General features: G+C 57.4%; 18 protein-coding genes. 11 read left to right on the top strand and 7 right to left on the bottom strand.

Features of this window, described 5'->3' with window-relative positions; genetic code table 11:
• Positions 1-249 precede the first annotated feature (249 nt).
• The gene (locus EE896_RS15105) at positions 250-468 is read left to right on the top strand and encodes a hypothetical protein (protein ID WP_008924853.1); all 219 of its coding nucleotides are present in this window, start codon (positions 250-252) and stop codon (positions 466-468) included.
• A 193-nt stretch (positions 469-661) separates the two neighbouring features.
• On the opposite strand, the gene EE896_RS15100 is transcribed toward EE896_RS15105, so the two are convergent.
• Both EE896_RS15100 and EE896_RS15095 read right to left on the bottom strand, forming a co-directional pair.
• The gene (locus EE896_RS15100; RefSeq protein ID WP_140916028.1) at positions 662-2,050 is read right to left on the bottom strand and encodes an amidohydrolase family protein; all 1,389 of its coding nucleotides are present in this window, start codon (positions 2,048-2,050) and stop codon (positions 662-664) included.
• A 90-nt stretch (positions 2,051-2,140) separates the two neighbouring features.
• Positions 2,141-3,001, bottom strand: a complete 861-nt coding sequence (locus EE896_RS15095) for a LysR family transcriptional regulator (protein ID WP_003850092.1) — start codon at positions 2,999-3,001, stop codon at positions 2,141-2,143.
• Positions 3,002-3,088: 87 nt separating this feature from the next.
• Between EE896_RS15095 and EE896_RS15090 the strand changes: the two genes are divergently transcribed.
• The 6 genes from EE896_RS15090 (at position 3,089) to yniD (ending at position 8,793) form a co-directional block, all read left to right on the top strand.
• Complete coding sequence (locus EE896_RS15090) at positions 3,089-4,261, top strand: cyanate transporter (RefSeq protein WP_003850091.1); 1,173 nt, start codon at positions 3,089-3,091, stop codon at positions 4,259-4,261.
• Positions 4,262-4,467: 206 nt separating this feature from the next.
• Positions 4,468-6,123 carry an L-lactate permease gene (gene lldP / locus EE896_RS15085; protein ID WP_039659031.1) on the top strand — a complete coding sequence of 552 codons (1,656 nt, stop codon included), beginning with the start codon at positions 4,468-4,470 and terminating at the stop codon, positions 6,121-6,123.
• A complete protein-coding gene (gene lldR / locus EE896_RS15080; protein WP_039659034.1) occupies positions 6,120-6,893 on the top strand; it encodes a transcriptional regulator LldR in 774 nt (257 codons plus the stop codon). Before lldP ends, lldR begins: the two co-directional genes overlap by 4 nt.
• Positions 6,893-8,080: an FMN-dependent L-lactate dehydrogenase LldD gene (lldD, locus tag EE896_RS15075; RefSeq protein WP_140916027.1), complete on the top strand. Its 1,188-nt coding sequence runs from the start codon at positions 6,893-6,895 to the stop codon at positions 8,078-8,080. The genes lldR and lldD overlap by 1 nt, the downstream gene beginning before the upstream one ends.
• Positions 8,081-8,137: 57 nt before the next feature.
• Positions 8,138-8,566: an OsmC family protein gene (locus EE896_RS15070; protein WP_003850085.1), complete on the top strand. Its 429-nt coding sequence runs from the start codon at positions 8,138-8,140 to the stop codon at positions 8,564-8,566.
• A 155-nt stretch (positions 8,567-8,721) separates the two neighbouring features.
• Entirely contained in the window at positions 8,722-8,793 is a 72-nt protein-coding gene (gene yniD / locus EE896_RS22665; protein ID WP_370581736.1) for a small membrane protein YniD, read from the top strand.
• A gap of 115 nt (positions 8,794-8,908) precedes the next feature.
• Here the strand turns inward: yniD and EE896_RS15065 are convergent, their stop codons facing one another.
• The 3 genes from EE896_RS15065 to EE896_RS15060 all read right to left on the bottom strand — a co-directional run bounded on the left by EE896_RS15065 (position 8,909) and on the right by EE896_RS15060 (position 10,233).
• Positions 8,909-9,142, bottom strand: a complete 234-nt coding sequence (locus EE896_RS15065; protein WP_008924857.1) for a hypothetical protein — start codon at positions 9,140-9,142, stop codon at positions 8,909-8,911.
• A gap of 99 nt (positions 9,143-9,241) precedes the next feature.
• Complete coding sequence (locus EE896_RS22420) at positions 9,242-9,412, bottom strand: hypothetical protein (protein WP_003850083.1); 171 nt, start codon at positions 9,410-9,412, stop codon at positions 9,242-9,244.
• Between the two features lie 170 nt (positions 9,413-9,582).
• Entirely contained in the window at positions 9,583-10,233 is a 651-nt protein-coding gene (locus tag EE896_RS15060; RefSeq protein WP_003850082.1) for a CPBP family intramembrane glutamic endopeptidase, read from the bottom strand.
• Between the two features lie 213 nt (positions 10,234-10,446).
• Between EE896_RS15060 and EE896_RS15055 the strand changes: the two genes are divergently transcribed.
• The 3 genes from EE896_RS15055 (at position 10,447) to EE896_RS15045 (ending at position 14,101) form a co-directional block, all read left to right on the top strand.
• Positions 10,447-13,050 carry a bifunctional diguanylate cyclase/phosphodiesterase gene (locus EE896_RS15055; RefSeq protein ID WP_140916026.1) on the top strand — a complete coding sequence of 868 codons (2,604 nt, stop codon included), beginning with the start codon at positions 10,447-10,449 and terminating at the stop codon, positions 13,048-13,050.
• A 278-nt stretch (positions 13,051-13,328) separates the two neighbouring features.
• Positions 13,329-13,625 carry an I78 family peptidase inhibitor gene (locus EE896_RS15050; protein ID WP_003850080.1) on the top strand — a complete coding sequence of 99 codons (297 nt, stop codon included), beginning with the start codon at positions 13,329-13,331 and terminating at the stop codon, positions 13,623-13,625.
• 158 nt (positions 13,626-13,783) lie between these two features.
• A complete protein-coding gene (locus tag EE896_RS15045; RefSeq protein ID WP_140916025.1) occupies positions 13,784-14,101 on the top strand; it encodes a hypothetical protein in 318 nt (105 codons plus the stop codon).
• Between the two features lie 12 nt (positions 14,102-14,113).
• Here EE896_RS15045 and EE896_RS15040 read toward each other — a convergent pair whose 3' ends face one another.
• A complete protein-coding gene (locus EE896_RS15040; protein ID WP_003850078.1) occupies positions 14,114-14,365 on the bottom strand; it encodes a biofilm development regulator YmgB/AriR family protein in 252 nt (83 codons plus the stop codon).
• A 434-nt stretch (positions 14,366-14,799) separates the two neighbouring features.
• Here EE896_RS15040 and EE896_RS15035 point away from each other — a divergent pair, with 434 nt between their 5' ends.
• Positions 14,800-16,071: a multidrug efflux MFS transporter gene (locus EE896_RS15035; RefSeq protein WP_008924859.1), complete on the top strand. Its 1,272-nt coding sequence runs from the start codon at positions 14,800-14,802 to the stop codon at positions 16,069-16,071.
• Here EE896_RS15035 and EE896_RS15030 read toward each other — a convergent pair.
• Positions 15,956-19,090: a beta-galactosidase gene (locus EE896_RS15030; protein ID WP_153574577.1), complete on the bottom strand. Its 3,135-nt coding sequence runs from the start codon at positions 19,088-19,090 to the stop codon at positions 15,956-15,958. The two genes, EE896_RS15035 and EE896_RS15030, sit on opposite strands and share 116 nt — an antisense overlap.
• Positions 19,091-19,209 lie beyond the last annotated feature (119 nt).

The following is a 19,209-nucleotide window of genomic DNA, read 5'->3' as shown; positions in this document are numbered from 1 at the left end:
TAATCGATTCGCTGAATGTAAAGCTTTTCATTTCAAAGTGATAATTTACCAGGACCATGCATTGTTTTATAACCCTCCGTTTTTAAATATTTATTTCATTGTTAATCAGATGATTCCTTAATAATCACTCCAGTAATAGAATTAATCATTAAAAAATATCGCTCTCCATGCCGATAAAAATCCTGAGCTAATTGCTTTATATTTAGCGCGCCATATTCCTGGTACAACGACCGGTAGAGGGTATTTGCATTGAGTAAACGCATCCAGGGACCACATGAAAATGTGCTTAAAATAGTAGGCCGCGCCGTACTGACACTGCATATTCATGGAGAGGGCTTATCGGCTGATAAGATCGCTTCGATGATTGCGTGTTATGCGGAAGATGAGCCCTGTGATCAGGAAGATCGTCGCTTATACGCGCTGGCAATGGAACTAATGTCGAATAATCAATGGGCCAAAAGCGCGTAACCCGCACTTCGCTCAGGTAAATGCAGAGCCTCCCTTGTGGAGGCTCTGTTGTTTTTGGGGAGAGGGCTGGCTCGCGGTCGATTGAGTCTGGCTCGGTGAAAAGGGTGGTAGCCCGCGATGCTTTGCTTCAGGCGCAGGCTCCCATCGCTTCACGTCAGGTGGTCGTCTGTGAACCCAATGCGGTTTTGCTGTGTCAGGCTGAGGCCAGTGCAAAGACCGGTTTACCGCGCGAGAAGGTCGCGACCACCGGCGAGATCCGGGCTACGGCTTCGGCGGAACAGCTCGCCGCCACCAGCATCATACTCGCGTCATCGCCCGTCACGGGCCACTGGCGTTTACCCTGAGCAGAGAGTGGCAGCCGGTCGCCTGTGGCAATCGCCAGCGCCCGCGACAGCGAGAATTCATCCGAGCCGCGATAGAGTTGTGCGTAAAGATGCGCTTTTTCCAGCATGCTGCCCGTGCCAAAGGGTGACCAGTGATCGATGACGCTGTCTGTGCCGGTCATCACTTTCACACCCGCTTTCTGTAGCTGCGGAACTGGCATGGTGAGCTTGCCGATCGGCAGCGTGGAGGCGACGCTGAACTGCTGCTCCGCCAGCCCTTCGATCATCCTGTCCAGCGCGCTGCCGGTCAGGGTCGCCAGCGCGAAACCGTGGCTCAGCGTCACTTTGCCTTTTAGCACCGGATTCTTCGCCACGGTGTCAATCATGTACTGAATCGCCGCCACGCCAGCAGGGGAGGTTTCATGCAGATGAATATCCACGCCGCGCTGGTAATCGAGCGCAATCTGGAACATCGCATCCAGCGACCTCTCCATCGCACCATCGACATTGGTGGGATCCAGCCCGCCGACATACTCAACGCCGTGCTGCATTGCTTCGCGCATCAGCCCGTCAACCTGCGAGTGCAGCAGGCCGTGCTGCGGGAAGGCAACGATCTCGCAGGGAAAATCGGGGTGCCGGGCTAATGCCGCCTGCAGATGTTCCAGGCTCCTAAGGCCGCTGACCGGATCAATGTTGCAATGGCTGCGGGCGCGGGTGGTGCCTTTGGCGTGCAACAGAGCGATCAAGGCTTCAGCGCGCGCCTCGGAGTGCGGCAGCAGTTGCGGAATCAGGACTTGTTCGCGCGCAATCATATCCATGATGGTTTTGCCCTGACGGGGACGCGGAGCCTGCCACGGGCCGCCGTAGAAGGTTTTATCCAGGTGAATGTGCATATCCTGCGTGGCGGGCAGCAGCAGGGCATCCTGTGCGTCCCAGGACGGCAGCGTGCTGTCGCCCTGGCCTGCGGGCACCAGCTGGTCAATTTTACCGTCGCGTACGCTGATGTCGTAACGTCCGGTCCGGGTCGCGACGATTTCGTCATCCTCGCGAATAAACCCTTCTTCCAGCCTCACATTGCGCAGCAGGTAGTGATCCTGCTGTGGCAGGGCGGTGGACTGGTCGGGATTGATAGCGGGTGAAGGTGAGGACGTGGCGGCACTGGCCTGCCCGAGACCGGCGGCCAGTAAGCCGCCTGCGGCGGTCCAGCGAACACCTTGTCCAAGGAAATCGCGGCGGCTCGGTGAAGAGGAAATAGGCATCAGAGGCTCCTGCAAAGTGAACAAGACATTAATCTGACAAACGACGCTTCACCCTGCTGCGTTATTTTCCACTGACGACAATTCGATATCTCACTGCCAGCGCAGCTGGCCAAAGGCCGCCAGTGACTCTGCCAGTTCGCGCTGCAACGGATCCTGCGGCTGGCGGCAGAACAGTGCCAGTTCAAAGGTATCAATCAACGGCAGTCCCTGCTCAGGACCCAGCACCCGATGTTGCGGCAGGCGGCAGCTGGCGGGCAGTAACGTGAGTCCCAGTCCCTGAGCACTGGCGGCGGCCAGCGCGACCAGGCTGGCGCTGCTGTAGCTAATGCGCCAGCTTCGACCCAGCGCATCCAGCGTCTGGCACACCTCGTCACGATAGAGCCCCTGCTGGGGAAACAGCACCAGCGGCACCGGCGTCTGTTCAAAGCAGGGCCACTCCGCGCTGTCGAGCCACAGCAGGGGTTCGGGACGCGACGCCATCGGACGCTCGCCGTAAGGCTGCTTGATCAGCATGATGTCGAGCTCTTCACGCTGCCAGGCGCGACGCAACTCCACCTGCATGCCACTCATCACATCCAGCCGCAACTGCGGATGGTCGCGGCTGAAGTGCGCCAGCAGGCCGGCAGTGGGTGCAGCGAAATCCTCCGGCACGCCAAGGCGCAACACGCCGTCGCGCCACTGGTCACTCAGCACATCGTGCGCTTCGCCATTCAGAGCAATAATCCGGCGGGCGTAGCCTAAAAGTTTTTCGCCCTCTTCGGTGATCTGCACCTGATGCGAGGTGCGAACCAGCAGTTCCTTTCCTAACATCTCTTCAAGACGTCGCACCTGCTGGCTGACAGTGGATTGCGACAGGTGCACTCTGTCGGCGGCGCGGGTAAAGCTGAAGGTTTCACACACCGCCACAAAGCTAAGCAACTGCTGCGGGGTAAACATGGGCTGACGATTCATTTTTCCACTACCTGGCAGAGTAATATTTCATTTCCAGATAGTAGCGACTGCTGCCAGGCTGGCAACCTTTAACTGCGTGGATCTCAGATGAAGAGAGAGAACAATCTGCTGCTGGCGGCGCTGGTGCTGGCAGGACTCAATATGCGGCCACTGATGACCTCGGTCAGTCCGTTACTCGGCCAGTTGCGGCAGAGCATTGGTCTGTCGTCACTGGCGGCATCGCTGCTACCTGCGATACCAATGATGATGATGGGCGCGATTGCGTTAATCAGCGCCCCGCTGATGCAGCGTTTTGCGGTGCGCAGACTGCTGCTCGGCGGTCTGGTACTGCTGTTGCTGGCGCTGGTGAGTCGGCTGTTGGTTACTGATGGCCGCTGGCTGGTGCTGACTGCCGTGCCGGGTGGGGCAGGTATTGGCATTGTACAGATGGCAATGCCGGGATTGATCCGTCAGCGTTTTGGCAGCCGGAGCGCCGGCGTGACCGGACTCTGGGCCGCCGCGCTGATGGGTGGCGGCGGAATTGGCGCGGCTATCTCGCCGTGGCTGAGCGCACATTTTGGCTGGCAGGGCGCGCTGAGTAGCTGGGCGCTGCCGGTGGTGCTGGCTATTCTGGTCTGGCTGTTTATCACCACCGCACCGCCCACAGCCCGGACAGAGGCAGCAGAGATGCCTTCGCTGTGGCGAAAAACCCGTGCCTGGACGCTGGCGCTGAGCTTTGGACTGGTGAACGGAGGATATGCCATCTGTGTTGCCTGGCTGCCTGACTTTTATCATCAGCTCGGCTGGAGCACACAGGCGGGCGGTTCACTGCTTGGTATGATGATCGCCTGTCAGGTCTCGGGTGCGCTGCTGTTGCCGTTGCTGGCTCGGGGCCGCGATCGTCGTCCGCTGTTGCTGTTCACGCTGGCGATGCAGCTCAGCGGCATGCTCGGCTTTCTGCTTGCGCCACAAGGGGCGCCGTGGCTCTGGGCGGGGATTGCGGGCGTCGGACTGGGCGGGGCGTTTCCGCTGGCACTGGTGCTGGCGCTGGATCATCTTGATAAACCCCAGACTGGCGCACGGCTGGTGGCCTTTATGCAGGGCGTCGGCTTTATTATTGCGGGCAGCATGCCGTTTATCGCCGGTCAGCTGCATGCGTTCACCGGCCAGTTCGCCAGCATCTGGATTCTGCAGGCGGCGGTTACGCTGCTGCTGGTCGTCCTGACTCTGCGTTTCCATCCACGCAGCTATCAGCGGGCCTTTCCCGGCGTGAGTAGCTGATTTTGGTCGGACCAATCAAAGCAATACTTTTCTCTGGTTCACACTCCAGAAATATTCGCGCAACTTCTATTGCCACGGATTAACAATACATTAACTATCTCTTGCCACAAGCCCCGATAAAGCATTTTGGTCTGACCAATTCGGGGCGCAGGGCATGCAGCGCTGCGGCTACATGCTTCGTCACCTCTTCCTCTGGAGATACTGGCATGCAGATCTGGCAACAAAACTACGATCCGCTGGGTAATATCTGGCTCTCAAGCCTTGTTGCTCTGATCCCGATTCTCTTTTTCTTCTTTGCGCTGATTAAGCTGAAGATGAAAGGCTATCTGGCGGCCACCACTACAGTGGTGCTGGCGCTGCTGGTGGCGCTGTTTCTCTATCAGATGCCGGTTGCACAGGCGCTGGCTGCCGTGGGTTATGGCTTTCTCTATGGATTGTGGCCGATTGCCTGGATTATTGTCGCGGCGGTATTTGTTTACAAGATCTCGGTCAAAACCGGTCAGTTCGATATTATCCGCGCCTCTATCCTCTCGATTACGCCCGATCAGCGTCTGCAGATGCTGATTGTCGGCTTCTCATTCGGGGCTTTCCTGGAGGGCGCTGCAGGCTTTGGTGCGCCAGTGGCGATTACTGCCGCGCTGCTGGTGGGACTCGGCTTTAATCCACTCTACGCCGCCGGCCTCTGCCTGATTGTAAACACCGCGCCGGTCGCCTTTGGTGCGATGGGCATTCCGATTATTGTGGCGGGCCAGGTGACCGGACTGGACAGTTTTGCCATCGGTCAGATGGCTGGACGCCAGCTGCCGCTGCTGACCCTGATTGTGCTGTTCTGGATCATGGCGATCATGGATGGCTGGCAAGGCGTGAAAGAGACCTGGCCAGCGGTGGTTGTCGCGGGCGGATCCTTTGCCATTGCCCAGTTCCTCAGCTCCAACTTCCTGGGGCCTGAACTGCCCGATATTATCTCTTCACTCGCCTCGCTGGTTTCGCTGACGCTATTCCTGCGGGTCTGGAAACCGGTGCGTATCTTTCGGTTTGCCGATGCAGAGGCGAAGCAGGGCGATCCGCTGCTGCCTCCGCAGAAGTATCGGCTGGGCCAGGTGATCCGTGCCTGGATGCCGTTCCTGTTTCTTACTGCTACCGTCACGCTCTGGAGCATTCCGCCGTTTAAAGCGCTGTTTGCCAAAGGCGGTGCGCTCTATGACTGGGTGCTGGCTGTGCCGGTTCCGATGCTGAATGAGCTGGTGGCGCGGATGCCACCGGTCGTCAGCAGTGCGACGCCTTATCCGGCGATCTATAAACTGGATCTGGTTTCTGCCACGGGTACCGCCATTTTAATCGCAGCCATCATCGCTATGCTGTTCCTGCGCATGAAACCAAAGGCGGCATTGCAGACCTTTGGTGAAACGCTGAAAGAGCTGGCGCTGCCAATCTACTCCATCGGAATGGTGCTGGCGTTTGCGTTTATCTCCAACTATTCCGGCCTCTCTGCGACGCTGGCACTGGCGCTGGCACACACCGGCCACGCATTTACCTTCTTCTCGCCGTTCCTCGGCTGGCTGGGTGTCTTCCTGACCGGATCAGATACCTCATCGAATGCACTGTTTGCCGCGTTACAGGCCACCACTGCCCAGCAGATTGGCGTCTCCGATATTTTGCTGGTGGCGGCGAATACCACCGGCGGCGTGACCGGTAAGATGATCTCGCCGCAGTCGATCGCCATCGCCTGTGCAGCGGTCGGGCTGGTGGGGAAAGAGTCCGACCTGTTCCGGTTTACCGTTAAACACAGCCTGATTTTCACCTGTATGGTCGGTGTGATTACCACACTTCAGGCCTATGTCTTCCCGTGGATGATCCCATGAACAGCCATGTCGATCCGCTGGTGATGCGCCTCCGGGCGTATATCACCGAACATCAGCTTGAACCGGGTATGCGACTGCCCGCCGAACGTCAGCTCTCTGCGGAGCTTGGCGTCTCCCGCTCCTCGCTGCGGGAAGCGATACAGCAGCTGATCAGCAGCGGAATGCTGATCAGCCGACGTGGCGGCGGCACCTGGCTCCGTCAGCAGCTGGCTCCCTGGTCGGAGCAACGCATCGTCGAGCCGATTCGTCAGTTACTGCGCGACGATCCCGACTACCGCTACGACATTCTGGAGGCGCGCCATGCCATCGAGGCCAGCACCGCCTGGCATGCCGCACTGCGCGCCACCGACAGCGACAAAGAGAAACTGCAGTTCGCTTTCGACGCCACCCTGAAACTCAAGGAGAGTGACGATCCCGATCTCGCCGCGCAGGCGGATGTGCGCTTCCACCTGGCGATTGCCGAGGCGTCGCACAATGTGGTGCTGCTGCAGACCATGCGCGGTTTTTTTGAGCTGCTGCAGTCATCGGTGATGCAGACCCGTCAGCGCATGTACACCCAGCCTGCGATTTTCGGCCGCCTGACGGAACAGCATCAGGCGCTGCTTGATGCAATCCTTGCGGGCGACGCCGAAACGGCCCGTCAGGCGGCGATGCACCATCTGGGTTTTGTGCACACCACCATGAAAAGCCTGCATGAAGATGAAGCGCGTCAGGCGCGCATCACCCGTTTACCGGATAACGACATACGCAACCCTAAGGAATCTGACTGATGATTATCTCAGCTGCCAGTGATTATCGCGCCGCCGCGCAACGTATCCTGCCGCCGTTCCTGTTTCACTATCTTGATGGCGGTGCCTACGCCGAGCATACCCTGCGACGTAACGTGGAGGACCTGTCTGACGTGGCGTTGCGTCAGCGCATCCTGAAGAACATGTCGGAACTGAGCCTTGAGACGAAATTATTTAATGAAACGTTGTCGATGCCGGTTGCGCTCGCACCGGTCGGTCTGTGCGGCATGTATGCCCGTCGGGGCGAAGTACAGGCCGCGCGCGCTGCCGCCCTGAAAGGCATTCCGTTTACGCTGTCGACAGTCTCGGTTTGCCCGATTGAAGAGGTGGCCCCGCAGATCAACCGCCCAATGTGGTTCCAGCTCTATGTGCTGCGTGATCGCGGGTTTATGCGCAATGCGCTGGAACGCGCCAAAGCCGCCGGTTGCTCAACGCTGGTGTTTACCGTGGATATGCCGACGCCGGGTGCACGCTATCGCGATGCGCACTCCGGGATGAGCGGTAATCATGCGGCGCTGCGTCGATACTGGCAGGCGGTTACTCATCCACAATGGGCACTGGATGTGGGCCTGCAGGGGCGTCCACACGATCTGGGGAATATCTCCGCCTATCTGGGTAAGCCGACCGGGCTGGAAGATTATATCGGCTGGCTGGCGAACAACTTTGATCCCTCGATCAGCTGGAAAGATCTGGAGTGGATCCGCGAGTTCTGGGACGGACCGATGGTGATCAAAGGTATTCTCGATCCGGAAGATGCGCGGGATGCGGTGCGCTTTGGCGCAGACGGCATCGTGGTCTCGAATCATGGCGGACGTCAGCTGGATGGTGTGCTCTCTTCGGCGCGGGCGCTGCCCGCGATTGCCGATGCCGTCAAAGGTGACATCACGATTCTGGCGGACAGTGGCATTCGTAACGGGCTGGATGTGGTGAGAATGATCGCGCTGGGCGCAGACAGCGTGCTGCTGGGAAGGGCCTTTATTTATGCGCTGGCGACCCACGGTCAGCGCGGTGTTGAAAACCTGCTGAACCTGATTGAGAAGGAGATGCGCGTTGCCATGACGCTGACCGGCGCAAAATCCATTAGTGAAATTACCCGCGACTCACTGGTCCAGGCGGAGGTGTTGCTGGCACCAGCAAGCACATCGCCACGTCCGCGTGCGGTGAATTAGCCTGCGAAAATGAATGTATTGTCTATACTTAGCTTCTTTACCAACAGGAGGAATGACATGACCATTCACAAGAAAGGTTCGGCGCACTGGGAAGGCGATATCAAAGGTAAAGGCACCGTCAGCACCGAGAGCGGCGTGCTGAGCCAGCAACCTTATGGCTTTAATACCCGTTTTGAAGGCGGTAAAGGCACCAACCCGGAAGAACTGATTGGTGCAGCGCATGCAGCCTGTTTCTCTATGGCGCTGTCGCTGATGCTGGGTAACGCGGGTCATCCGCCGGAAAGCATTGATACCACGGCCGACGTGTCGCTGGACAAAAAAGGCGACGGCTTTGCCATCACCAAAGTGGCGCTGACCAGCACCATCTCTCTGCCAGGTATTGATGCGTCAACTTTCGACGAGATTATCAATAAAGCCAAAGCAGGCTGCCCGGTTTCTCAGGTTCTGAATGCGGAAATTACGCTGGATTACACCCTGAACAACTGATGCCGGCGACGGGTCGCCTTTTGGTGGCCCGGACGTTATGCTATCCCCTCGGTCCTGTTACTGACCGAAACTGATGCGCCTTCTGGCGCATCTTCGCTTTCTGATGAGAGGAAACCGAGGTGACAAGATACCGGGCGGCCAAAAAGTACTGGAAGATGGTGCTGGTTCTTTTATGCATTTGCGGTGGTCTGCTGTTGATTCGCTGGGCCGCCATGATCTGGGCATGAGTCGATGAAGGGGACCGGGCGTCACACGCCGTGCAACGTTTTGATGGTGATGATTGCGCTGGAAGGGGAGCTCTGCCGGCTCACAGCCTCATGTCTGCCGGGATAATCGTGTTATTCAGACAAAGGCATCTTCACGCCGTTGTTTAGCCCGCACGTCACTGCGCGCAATGCGATACGCTTTGCGGGGATCGCCCACCACAAATTCAAAGGTTGGCGTGTAGTAAAATGGCAACCAGCCGCCATAGCTGCTCTCCCACTCCCATCGGACGGGGCAGGGCCACAGAATGCCATCATACAAAAGATAGTATACCCAGCGTCCACCAGGACGACGGGGGCGTGATGTTTTCATGGGATTCACTACGGTAATGGTTAACAACAGCTTATATTTTGTACGCTAAAGCGCCAGCTTGCAATGTTACAGCGCCGCTTTATTGAACCTGGTCCTGAATTAGCGATGGACCTCTCCGCAAAGCAGGACCACATTCGGCCTGACTTTATGAATGCGGTTCGCCATCGTTTCGCAGTCGACCTTTGTCGGATAGATGCGCTCCGAGACCGGCAGCGCTTCGCAGGCATCGTAGCCGCACGCGCTCACTAACAACACAAATCCTATCAACATAGTTCCTCTCCTTTGCACGGTCTGGTGGTACGGACTGCGGTGCTTTTTATCCCTTTTTAACATCCAGTATAGACAAACGTGACGGTGCGGCATTGTCAGTGTGAGCTATGGTCCGTCCGCAGGGTCATGCCGGCGTCTGTCAGCGTGTAAGAAGAGGATTGATGCCTGCATTAACCCGCGAAATACCAGGCGGGCAGCAGCGCAATCAGGTTATTCAGGGTGTGGAGGAAGATGGGCAGCGCCAGACTGTTGCTCCGCAGCCGGGCATAGCAGAGCAGCAGTGAAAACAGCGTCAGGGCGATAAGCGTCTGCCAGTGCACATACTGCGTATGCATTACCGCAAACAGCAGCGAGGTGAGCAGCATACAGGCGAAGCGGCTGCGCGGCGCCCACAGCAGAAAACCCTGTAACAGAAAACCGCGGAACAGCACCTCTTCAAAAACCGGCGCCAGCAACACGGCGGTCAACAGCAGGATAAGCAGCGAATTACGTCCCTGCTGCGCCTGCATCACCAGCCAGCCTTCCGGCTGCATAAATTGCATCTGTGCTGCCATCAGGACAAACAACGCGCCGGTAAAGAGCAGGGTTTGCAGGGTATAAAGTTCACCCAGCGGTAAATCGGTACGGCGCTGGCAGTAGAAGCGATAAAGCGGGTAGATCACAGCAAATTCAAACAGACAGAGCACGGGCACCAGCAGGCCGTCATTACGCAGCACGCCGTAATTAGGGAACAGGGTGATCAGCATGGTAACCAGGTAATAGACCACAAAGCTGCCGACGTAGAACAGCGTCAGGGTCACTCTGTCGGAATTGATGTTCATAGGCGACTCAGCCAGCGAAGGTAAGCGCATAGTAGCAATGCCCCCGATCGCTGTCGAGTCAGCCTGTAACACAATATTTAAGCGCAAAATGTTTACCGCAGACTAAACACCCGAGCGCCCGAGCCGATAACTGAGGAAACTAATCGGGTCAGCACCCTGTGTGGTATTGCCGGCCTTTCATCTCAACCCCTGGTTGTGTAGTGGGCACTCTTAATGACTTTTAATCCTCCGGCGCCACCCGCGTTGCCATTCAGACATGTTGCTGAAGATCGCACTGTCCGCTTTACGCGGCGCAGCCTGCGTGTCCTTTCGCTGCTGCTGTTTGGCGTGCTGGCGCTCTCGATGCTGATGGTGCTGACGATTGCGCAGCGGCAAAACAGCGTATCGGTTGAGCATGACCGGCTGCTGATGCAGCAGGCGTGGAAAAGTCGTCAGGAGGCGATGGTAACGGATATCCGGGATTATGCGTTCTGGGGCGAAGCCTGGCAAAATCTCCATGTCAGTGTGGACAAAGTCTGGGCGTTTGACGAAGAGAACTTTGGTCCAGGCCTGTATGAGGAGTATCACTACGAGGGTGTTTTCGTGGTCGATGGTAAAGGCCACACCCGTTATTCAGTCATTAACGGCAAACTGGTGGATACGCCGCTGGAGGCCTGGCTGGGCAAAGAGACCTCTGCATTTATTGCGGCGGCACGTCAGCTTAACAACAAAGCGATGCATCGTGATGTGCTGATCAATCATCTGCCCGCCATCGTGGTTGCTGCCCCTATCACCAGTGGCAAAGTGAGGGCGGTGACGCCAGTGGCGGGGCCTCCGTCCATCATGATATTTGTGAGTCTGTTTACGCCTGAAAAATTAAAGGCGCTGGGAACATCGCTGGATGTACGCGAACTGCGCGCGCCAGCCAGTGAGGAGGATGCCCTGCGTGAACCCCGGATGATGTTAACGTTGCCGATGGGCGACCCGATTGTGCTGCGCTGGACCTCAAAGATGCCTGGCATGGGCCTGATCTGGTTTTTGCTGCCACTGCTGATGTTGATGGCGATCATCATCGCCATAATTACCCGTCGCGTCAGTCGCCATGCGCTCTCAAATGCAATTATCTCTGATCGGCGTTTCGCTATGCTGGCGATCAGTCAGCAGGAGCTTGCCAACAGCGAAGCGCGGTTTCGCGATCTCGCTGAGGCGGCGTCAGACTGGATCTGGGAGACGGATGCAGAGGGCCGGCTAATCTATCTGTCAGCGCGCTTTCATACCGTTACCGGCCATGACATTACGCACTGGCTGGGGCGTCACATCGATCATCTGCTGACGCATCCCAGCCATTCGCTGGTTGCCTGGCTGCGACGTCAGGAGGAGGACGGACAGCAGATGCCGCTGCGCTGTCAGTTCATGTCTGCGCACGGCAATCGTCGCATCGGCCAGCTGGTGGCAAAAACCATCTGGCACGACGCGAAACGCATCGGGTTTCGCGGTACGGTATCGGATATCACTCAGGGTATGGAAGCTGAGGCGCGCATTCAGTTCCTGTCGCGTCACGACGTCCTAACCGGCCTGTCGAACCGCATGCAGTTGCTGGAGTTTCTGACGCTACACCTTGCAATAACGGATGGCTCCGCGCCGCTGACGCTGGTCACCCTCGATCTTGATCAGTTCCGGCCGATTAACGAAACCTGGGGTCATGCAGCAGGCGACGAGGTGCTGAGCCAGATAGCACAGCGACTGAAGCGCTGTATTGGTCCGCAGGAGCTGGTGGCGCGGCTGAGTGGCGATGAGTTTGTGCTGGTATTACGTGAAGCGAACCGTGAGCGGGTCGATCAGCGTTGTGCTCAGCTGGTGCATGAGGTTCAGCAACCGATCAGCACCGGCCAGCATGTCCACTATCTTACCATCAGCATGGGGATTGCCTGCGCACCTCAGGATGCCAGCCACCCGGAAGCGCTGCTGGAAATGGCAGATATTGCGCTGAATGAAGCGCGTGACGCGGGACGCAATCAGTGGGTCTGGTATGCCAATGAGATGACCAGTCAGCGGGAAGATAAACGTGAAATGGCGCGGCGGATTGAGAAAGCGCTGAAGAACAATGAGTTTCGCCTGCACTATCAGCCACGCTATCAACTGCTGACGGGGCAGCTGGCGGGCGCTGAGGCCCTGATTCGCTGGCAGATTGCCCCGGATCAATGGATAACGCCCGACCACTTCATTCCACTGGCGGAAGAGAGCGGTCTGATCGCCACCATCAGCGACTGGGTGCTGATGCGCGCCTGTGAGGATGCACTGGGGTGGGGCGGCGAACGCTATGTTTCAGTCAATATATCGCCAATGGAGTTTCGCACCAGCGACCTGGTGCAACGGGTCGCGAACGCGCTCGAGAAAAGTGGCCTGCCGGCAACCCGGCTGGAGCTCGAAATTACTGAGAACGTTACCTTTGAACACCCACAGCATGCGCTGGAAATCATGCAGGGATTACGATCGCTGGGTGTCCGGTTGACTGTTGATGATTTCGGCACCGGCTATGCCGCGCTGGGCTACCTGAAAACCTTCCCGTTTAATGGCCTGAAGATCGATCGCTCCTGGATGAAAGATTTCCCCGAGTCGCAGCAGGCACAGTCGGTGGTCGCGGGGATCATTGCGCTGGCTCGCGCCTTTGCCCTGACGATCACAGCAGAAGGCATTGAGACAGAAGCGCAGTTAAACCAGCTAAAACAGCTCTCATGCGAAGAAGGGCAAGGTTACTTCCTTGGCCGGCCGATGCCACTGGCTGCATTCAGAACGCTGCTGGAAAGAACGGCGCAAAATCAGCCTGAGATGGCTTAACGCACTTTGACCGCGAGGGCGGTCATTAGCATTGCGCAGACAACAAAAATAATCAGTTCCATTATGACCTCCACGGGGCTGGGTAAGAAAATTCTTAAGAAATTGTAGGGGTTCACGGTGACTTTTTTTTGGCTGAGAGTGCGATTAATCTCAAAAGGACGCCTGCCCAGCAGTTGGCTTAATCCTGCTGTAACAACTTTACCTTTTGAGGGTTCAGGTCTGCCGGCGCGTTTTGCTACTCTTGGGCAAGGTGTTACACGTCCAACAGGAGAATAAACGTGAGATTTTATGGAAAAGGGCTGCTGGTAGTCGGTCTGTTCGCATTAACCGCCTGTCAATCTGCCTCTCAACCCGACACTGCCCGTGTGGCGCAGGATCCCGACGCTGACCGCTGCGGCGCCTCACAGTTTCAACACTATATCGGCAAACCGTTGACCGCACTGCAGGGTCAGCACTTCGAACAGCAGGTGCGTCCGATCCCCTATAATTCAGCCGTCACCATGGACTTTAATCTCAACCGGCTTAATTTCCTGGCCGATAAAAATGGCAATATCAGCTCAGTTTATTGTGGCTAATGGCCAGAATGTCATAGGCTTGTCATAACGGCAGGCGAGGATAGCTGCGCGTTTGAGAAACTTCCTCGTCACACAATAGATAGTGCTCGTCTTGTTTATTCCCGCCCCGGCGGGAATTTTTTTAGCGTCCGCGGACCGGAACAGGAGCGAAGAAGAAGATGAAACGCATAGTGGCATTTCTGCCCACGTTGTTACTCAGCAGCACACTGGTGCATGCTTCCAGTGAAGACGCCTGGAAAAAGAGCCGCGAGGTGATGGTTCAGGCGTGCGTCAACGCCAGCCACCTGAGCAAAGTCAGGGTGCTGGGCGAACCGATCGAATATGACGACAACACAGGTTACAGTGCACTGTTGCTGGAGGGACGCTACCCGCAGCAGCACATGAAAAATAAGCGGGGACGGGAGCTCTGCCTGTTTCAGCGCAGCAGCGGACGTGCCAGCGTCAGCGAAGCGGATAAGTTACGCTGGGTGAAGTAGACGCCGGTTGATTTACGGCTCCGGCTGCGTGTCGATCAACTGAGCCAGCAAGGTGCGATAACGCTGCAACTGCATCTCGTCGCCCTCTACTTCCAGTTTATCGATCACCCGCGCAATCAGCACTTTACTGGTGGCGGGCTCGCCCGCTTCCATTATTTCACGCAGGATCACCGCCAGCAGATCGGACTCTGGCGGTGTCCGCCAGGCCGGGCTTTTAAAATAGTCGCTGATTGCACGGCTGGCGCTATTTGGTTGTACTCTCATTTCCCCACCTCCGCTGAAACACGCCACTGCCCCTTACTGCTGAGTAAGGGCGTATCTGTATGAAATAAGCTGGTTTGCCTCAGCGTAGCCGGATGGTCTGCACCGTTTTTTGCGGAGGACGTCGCACCGATCAGAATGATCGCCACACCGCCACGGCTGGCGGTTTTTTAAACATAGAAGCGGGGAGCGGGGTTGTCAGTAACAGAATGACATATTTTTCCATATTGATGAGGGGGCGTTTAAGAAGCGCATTTCAGTGCCGTCTGTCATCCGCGCGCTTCGCACTCTGAATTCCTGCGTCGGTGAAATTTGTGCCGGTAATTGAGCCGAATCAAAGCAGAATCCGTTCTTTCACTCTCTGTGCCATGTTTTGTCGGTCACGCTGAGAATGCGCGCGTTAGACTGAGCCTACCCTCTCTTTATATCGTCTGCTCATGCCACGCACTATTGAACCCTGGAAGATAAACCTGATCTCGGTCTGGTTTGGCTGCTTTTTTACCGGACTGGCGATTAGTCAGATTATCCCGTTTCTGCCGCTCTACCTTGAACAGCTAGGCGTAACCGGTGGCGAATCACTGAGCCTCTGGTCGGGTCTTACCTTCAGTATCACCTTTGTGGTCTCGGCGGCGGTGGCGCCGCTATGGGGCAGCCTGGCCGATCGCAAAGGTCGTAAACTGATGCTGCTGCGTGCGGCTTTTGGCATGGGCGTGGTGATCCTGCTGCAGGCTTTTGTCACGGAGGCCTGGCAGTTGCTGCTGCTGCGTGCCCTGATGGGGCTAACCTCCGGATATATCCCCAACGCCATGGCGCTGGTGGCGGCTCAGGTTCCGCGTGAACGAAGCGGCTGGGCGCTGAGCTGTGTCTCAACCGGTCAGATTGGCGGGGTGATTCTGGGGCCAATGCTGGGCGGGCTGCTGGCCGACTGGGTCGGTTTGCGTACGGTGTTTATTGTCACTGCGGTGCTGTTGATGGTCAGCTTTCTGGTGACGCTGTTCCTGATTAAAGAGACCGGTTATATCCCGGTCAGTAAAAAAGATAAGCTCAGCGGACGCGAGGTTTTCCGCTCGCTGGATAACCCAAAGCTGATGCTCTGCCTCTTTTTTACCACCATGGTGATTCAGATGTGCAACGGGTCGGTGAACCCGATTCTGACGTTGTTTGTGCGTGAACTGGCACCGACTGCGGAGAATATCGCTTTTCTGAGTGGCGTGATTGCCGCGCTGCCAGGCGTCTCAGCGCTGCTGGCGGCACCCCGGCTGGGGCGACTCGGCGATCGCATCGGCACGCAGCGTATCCTGCTGGCGACAATGGTTATCTCGCTGCTGCTGTTTGTTGCGATGTCGTTTGTGACCAGCACGACACAGCTGGGGATATTGCGGTTTCTGCTGGGCTTCGCCGATGGCGCAATGATGCCTGCGGTGCAGACGCTTCTGGTATGTCATTCGCGCGACAACATCACCGGACGAATCTTCGGCTATAACCAGTCGTTTATGTATCTCGGCAATGTCGCAGGCCCGCTACTGGGGGCTGCGGTGTCGGCGGTGGCAGGTTTCCGCTGGGTCTTTTTTGCCACCGCCGTGGTGGTGCTGATTAATGTGCTGTTTCTGAAGCGTTTTTACCGGCGTCCGAAGACCGAGCTGCCCCTGGCTGAGAAATCGTCAGCTCAGCCTGCCAGCGCTGCTGAGTCAGTAAAAACTCAGGACTGACGCTGGGGCTCCAGGAGTCATCGCCGCCAACGCCCATGTGAAACGCATCCAGATGCAGCCAGCAGCCCGTTTCAGGACGCAGAAGGTGGCGGTGTGAAGTCTCCCGCAGCTGCTCCAGACTGAAGCGGCTTAGCGAGAAAGCGAAGTCGCCGCTGACCTGCCAGCTGCCGCTGTCGAGCTGACGCGTACCGCCACGCTGACCATTCTCGCTGGGGAAAACGTAGGGCGTTGAAAGCTGATCCAGCGGCAGCTGCCAGCGGGAAAACTGCGCGGCCAGCTGGCGGTCGGGATAGTTTTCATGCGGACCCAGGCCCAGCCAGCTAACCTGCTGCGGGATGTGTGCCAGCTCACAGCGCAAGCCGATGCGTGCGGGCGGTGGCAATCCGCGCGACTGCTCAACCGACAGCTGCAGCTGTAACTCACCCTGCGCGTTGATCACATAACGTTTACGGCTGATGAACGCGAGCTCACCGTTGGCGAGCCAGCCATGCAGCGTCTCAATCTGCACTGCCTGCGACAACGTATTCGCCGTGATCGATACCAGACTGCTGCTCATCTGGTCATAACCCGCCGTTTTCCAGCGTTCAACCCAGGCATCAGGATCAACCCGTTCCGCTTCGCTGGTGCCGATGTCATTGTCCAGCGGCGCGCGGATAAAGCAGTCCTGAAGAGGGGAGAGCAGCGTCGGCTCCTCATTGACAAACCACTGCGTCAGTTCGCCGCTGTGGCGTGAAAAATGCCAGCGTTGCTGCTGATGAGTGACAACAATGTCACTGGCATCATTGTGCAGCACAGGTGCTTCGGCAGCCTCTGGCTGTACTGGAATCGCCAGCGCCGAGGGCAGCGTCCACTGGTGCCAGGCGACGCGCCAGCCAGCAACGCTCCAGGGTGTGGCGTTGATCTGATGAATCGCGACGTTCAGCCAGCATTCGCCGTATAACGCGGGCGGTGTGGGCAGCGTGATTCGCTGCTGACCCTGCGCGGTGATATCCAGCACTATTTCGCCTTCTGTCACCACCTCTCCTTCCTGCTCAATGGACCATCGCAGCACTTCATTGTCACTGTGGCGGAACAGATAGTCGCTGCTGATCGTAACGCTCAGCGGATCGCGGGGATCAACGGTAAACTGATAAAACTGCTGGGCGCGCTGCGCTTCATAAAGCGCTGGATGTGGCGTGCGATCGGCAAACACCAGCCCGTTCATACAGAACTGACGATCGTTAGGCTTATCGCCAAAATCACCGCCGTAAGCCTGCCAGGAGTTGCCCTGTTCATCATGGCGGGTCAGGCTCTGATCCACCCAGTCCCAGACGAAGCCGCCCTGCAGTCGCGGGAACTGACGGAAGGCCTCCCAGTACTTCGCAAAACCGCCGAAACTGTTGCCCATGGCATGCGCGTATTCACACAGGATCAACGGACGCGTTTCGCCCGGCAGACCGATCCACTTCTTAAGCGACCATTTCGGCACTGCCGGGAACGGCTGATCTTCATCAACCCTGGCATACATCGGGCAGATAATATCGGTTGCGGCGGTATCTGCACCGCCGCCTTCATACTGCACCGGACGGGTTGGATCGCTGCTTTTCACCCAGCGGTAGAGCGCGTCATGGGTGGCGCCATGTCCTGACTCGTTGCCCAGCGACCAGATGATAATGCTGCAGTGATTACGATCGCGCTGCACCATGCGCGTGACACGTTCGCTGTAGGCCGCGAACCAGCGGGGATCATCGGAGAGCCGGTTCATCGGCTGCATGCCGTGGGTTTCGATATTGGCCTCATCCACGACATAAAGCCCGTACTGGTCACACAACCGGTACCAGAGCGGATGATTAGGGTAGTGCGAACAGCGGACCGCATTGAAATTGTGCTGCTTCATCAGCTCGATGTCGCGGCGCATCGTCGCCTCATCCACTACCTGACCGTGCTCCGGATGGTGCTCGTGACGGTTGGTGCCCCGGATCAGCAGCGGTTTGCCGTTCAGGCAGAGCAGGCCGTTGTCGATGGTGACCTGACGGAAGCCAACATCGTAAGCTTCCACTTCGACCAGCTGCTGATCGCCATCCAGCAGCGCCAGCGTAGCACGATAGAGGTGGGGCGTTTCGGCGCTCCACAGCGCGGGCTGTTCAACCGGCAGGCTGATCAGGGCGCGTTCAGGATAGTGACCCCGTTCGTCAATGATCGCGCTGCCCAGCGGCTGCTGACACTGCGCAACCTGCTGTTTACCCTGCCACAGCGTCAGGCGCAGCTGATAGCGCGAGGTGGCGTCCGGCAGTAAGGCGACGCGGACCTGGGCGCGTAGCTCGGCACGGGTAAACTCCGGGCTGAGCCGGGTTTCCAGCTGAACGTCGGCCAGATGCACCTGCGGTTTATGCAGTAATGTGACATCGCGGAAAATGCCGCTCATCCGCCACATATCCTGATCTTCCAGATAGCTGCCGTCGCTCCAGCGCAGCACCATCACCGCCAGCCGGTTTTTACCCGGTCGCAGATGAGGACTCAGGTCAAATTCGGCGGGCAGGCGGCTGTCCTGAGAGTAGCCAATCCAGCGCCCATTGCACCACAGGTGAAAAGCCGAATTTACGCCGTCAAAAATGATGCGTGTCTGTCCCGAATCGAGCCAGGCTGTGTCAGTCGTGAATGTGAGCGAGTAACATCCGGTGGGATTCCCGGCGGGAACCAGCGGAGGATTAACGGGAATCGGATATTGTACGTTGGTGTAAATGGGCGCATCGAAGCCGTGCATCTGCCAGTTAGCCGGGACCGGAATCGTGCTGGCATCCGGCAGATCCTGCAATAACCAGCTGGCAGGCACCGCTTCAGGCTGAGCAAAGTAACTAAATCCCCACTCTCCGTTGAGACATTGCCGTGACGCCGAAGGATGATCATCGCGCGCCGCCGCTTCATCGCGCCAGCTGGCGAATGGCGGATGGGCATCCAGACGATGCAGCGAGGTCACGACCGGGTTCTCCCAGTCGCGCCGGGAGAGGATGTCACTGAAAGTAGCCAGAGAGAGAGTCATGATTTTATCCTGTAAATGTAATGCGCTCACAATGCGCAAAATTCGTCAGTCTGTAAAGTGTTCACCCTCCCGATTTACACAAATAGTCCTGTTAACAAACTCACCGGGATGTTGAGAAT

This window comes from Pantoea eucalypti (assembly GCF_009646115.1).
Taxonomy (GTDB): Bacteria; Pseudomonadota; Gammaproteobacteria; order Enterobacterales; family Enterobacteriaceae; genus Pantoea; species Pantoea eucalypti.
Note: the sequence above shows the minus strand (reverse complement) of the source record. Positions and strands in the feature narration are given on the sequence as shown.

What these genes read in the sequence shown, in the direction of transcription:
- EE896_RS15100 (WP_140916028.1), bottom strand. Translation starts at nt 2,050, where the DNA reads ATGCCTATTTCCTCTTCACCGAGCCGCCGCGATTTCCTTGGACAAGGT.
- lldR (WP_039659034.1), top strand. Translation starts at nt 6,120, where the DNA reads ATGAACAGCCATGTCGATCCGCTGGTGATGCGCCTCCGGGCGTATATC.
- EE896_RS15030 (WP_153574577.1), bottom strand. Translation starts at nt 19,090, where the DNA reads ATGACTCTCTCTCTGGCTACTTTCAGTGACATCCTCTCCCGGCGCGAC.
- EE896_RS15090 (WP_003850091.1), top strand. Translation starts at nt 3,089, where the DNA reads ATGAAGAGAGAGAACAATCTGCTGCTGGCGGCGCTGGTGCTGGCAGGA.
- EE896_RS15035 (WP_008924859.1), top strand. Translation starts at nt 14,800, where the DNA reads ATGCCACGCACTATTGAACCCTGGAAGATAAACCTGATCTCGGTCTGG.
- EE896_RS15045 (WP_140916025.1), top strand. Translation starts at nt 13,784, where the DNA reads ATGAAACGCATAGTGGCATTTCTGCCCACGTTGTTACTCAGCAGCACA.
- EE896_RS15070 (WP_003850085.1), top strand. Translation starts at nt 8,138, where the DNA reads ATGACCATTCACAAGAAAGGTTCGGCGCACTGGGAAGGCGATATCAAA.
- EE896_RS15055 (WP_140916026.1), top strand. Translation starts at nt 10,447, where the DNA reads ATGACTTTTAATCCTCCGGCGCCACCCGCGTTGCCATTCAGACATGTT.
- lldD (WP_140916027.1), top strand. Translation starts at nt 6,893, where the DNA reads ATGATTATCTCAGCTGCCAGTGATTATCGCGCCGCCGCGCAACGTATC.
- EE896_RS22420 (WP_003850083.1), bottom strand. Translation starts at nt 9,412, where the DNA reads ATGTTGATAGGATTTGTGTTGTTAGTGAGCGCGTGCGGCTACGATGCC.
- EE896_RS15040 (WP_003850078.1), bottom strand. Translation starts at nt 14,365, where the DNA reads ATGAGAGTACAACCAAATAGCGCCAGCCGTGCAATCAGCGACTATTTT.
- EE896_RS15095 (WP_003850092.1), bottom strand. Translation starts at nt 3,001, where the DNA reads ATGAATCGTCAGCCCATGTTTACCCCGCAGCAGTTGCTTAGCTTTGTG.
- EE896_RS15065 (WP_008924857.1), bottom strand. Translation starts at nt 9,142, where the DNA reads ATGAAAACATCACGCCCCCGTCGTCCTGGTGGACGCTGGGTATACTAT.
- EE896_RS15060 (WP_003850082.1), bottom strand. Translation starts at nt 10,233, where the DNA reads ATGAACATCAATTCCGACAGAGTGACCCTGACGCTGTTCTACGTCGGC.
- lldP (WP_039659031.1), top strand. Translation starts at nt 4,468, where the DNA reads ATGCAGATCTGGCAACAAAACTACGATCCGCTGGGTAATATCTGGCTC.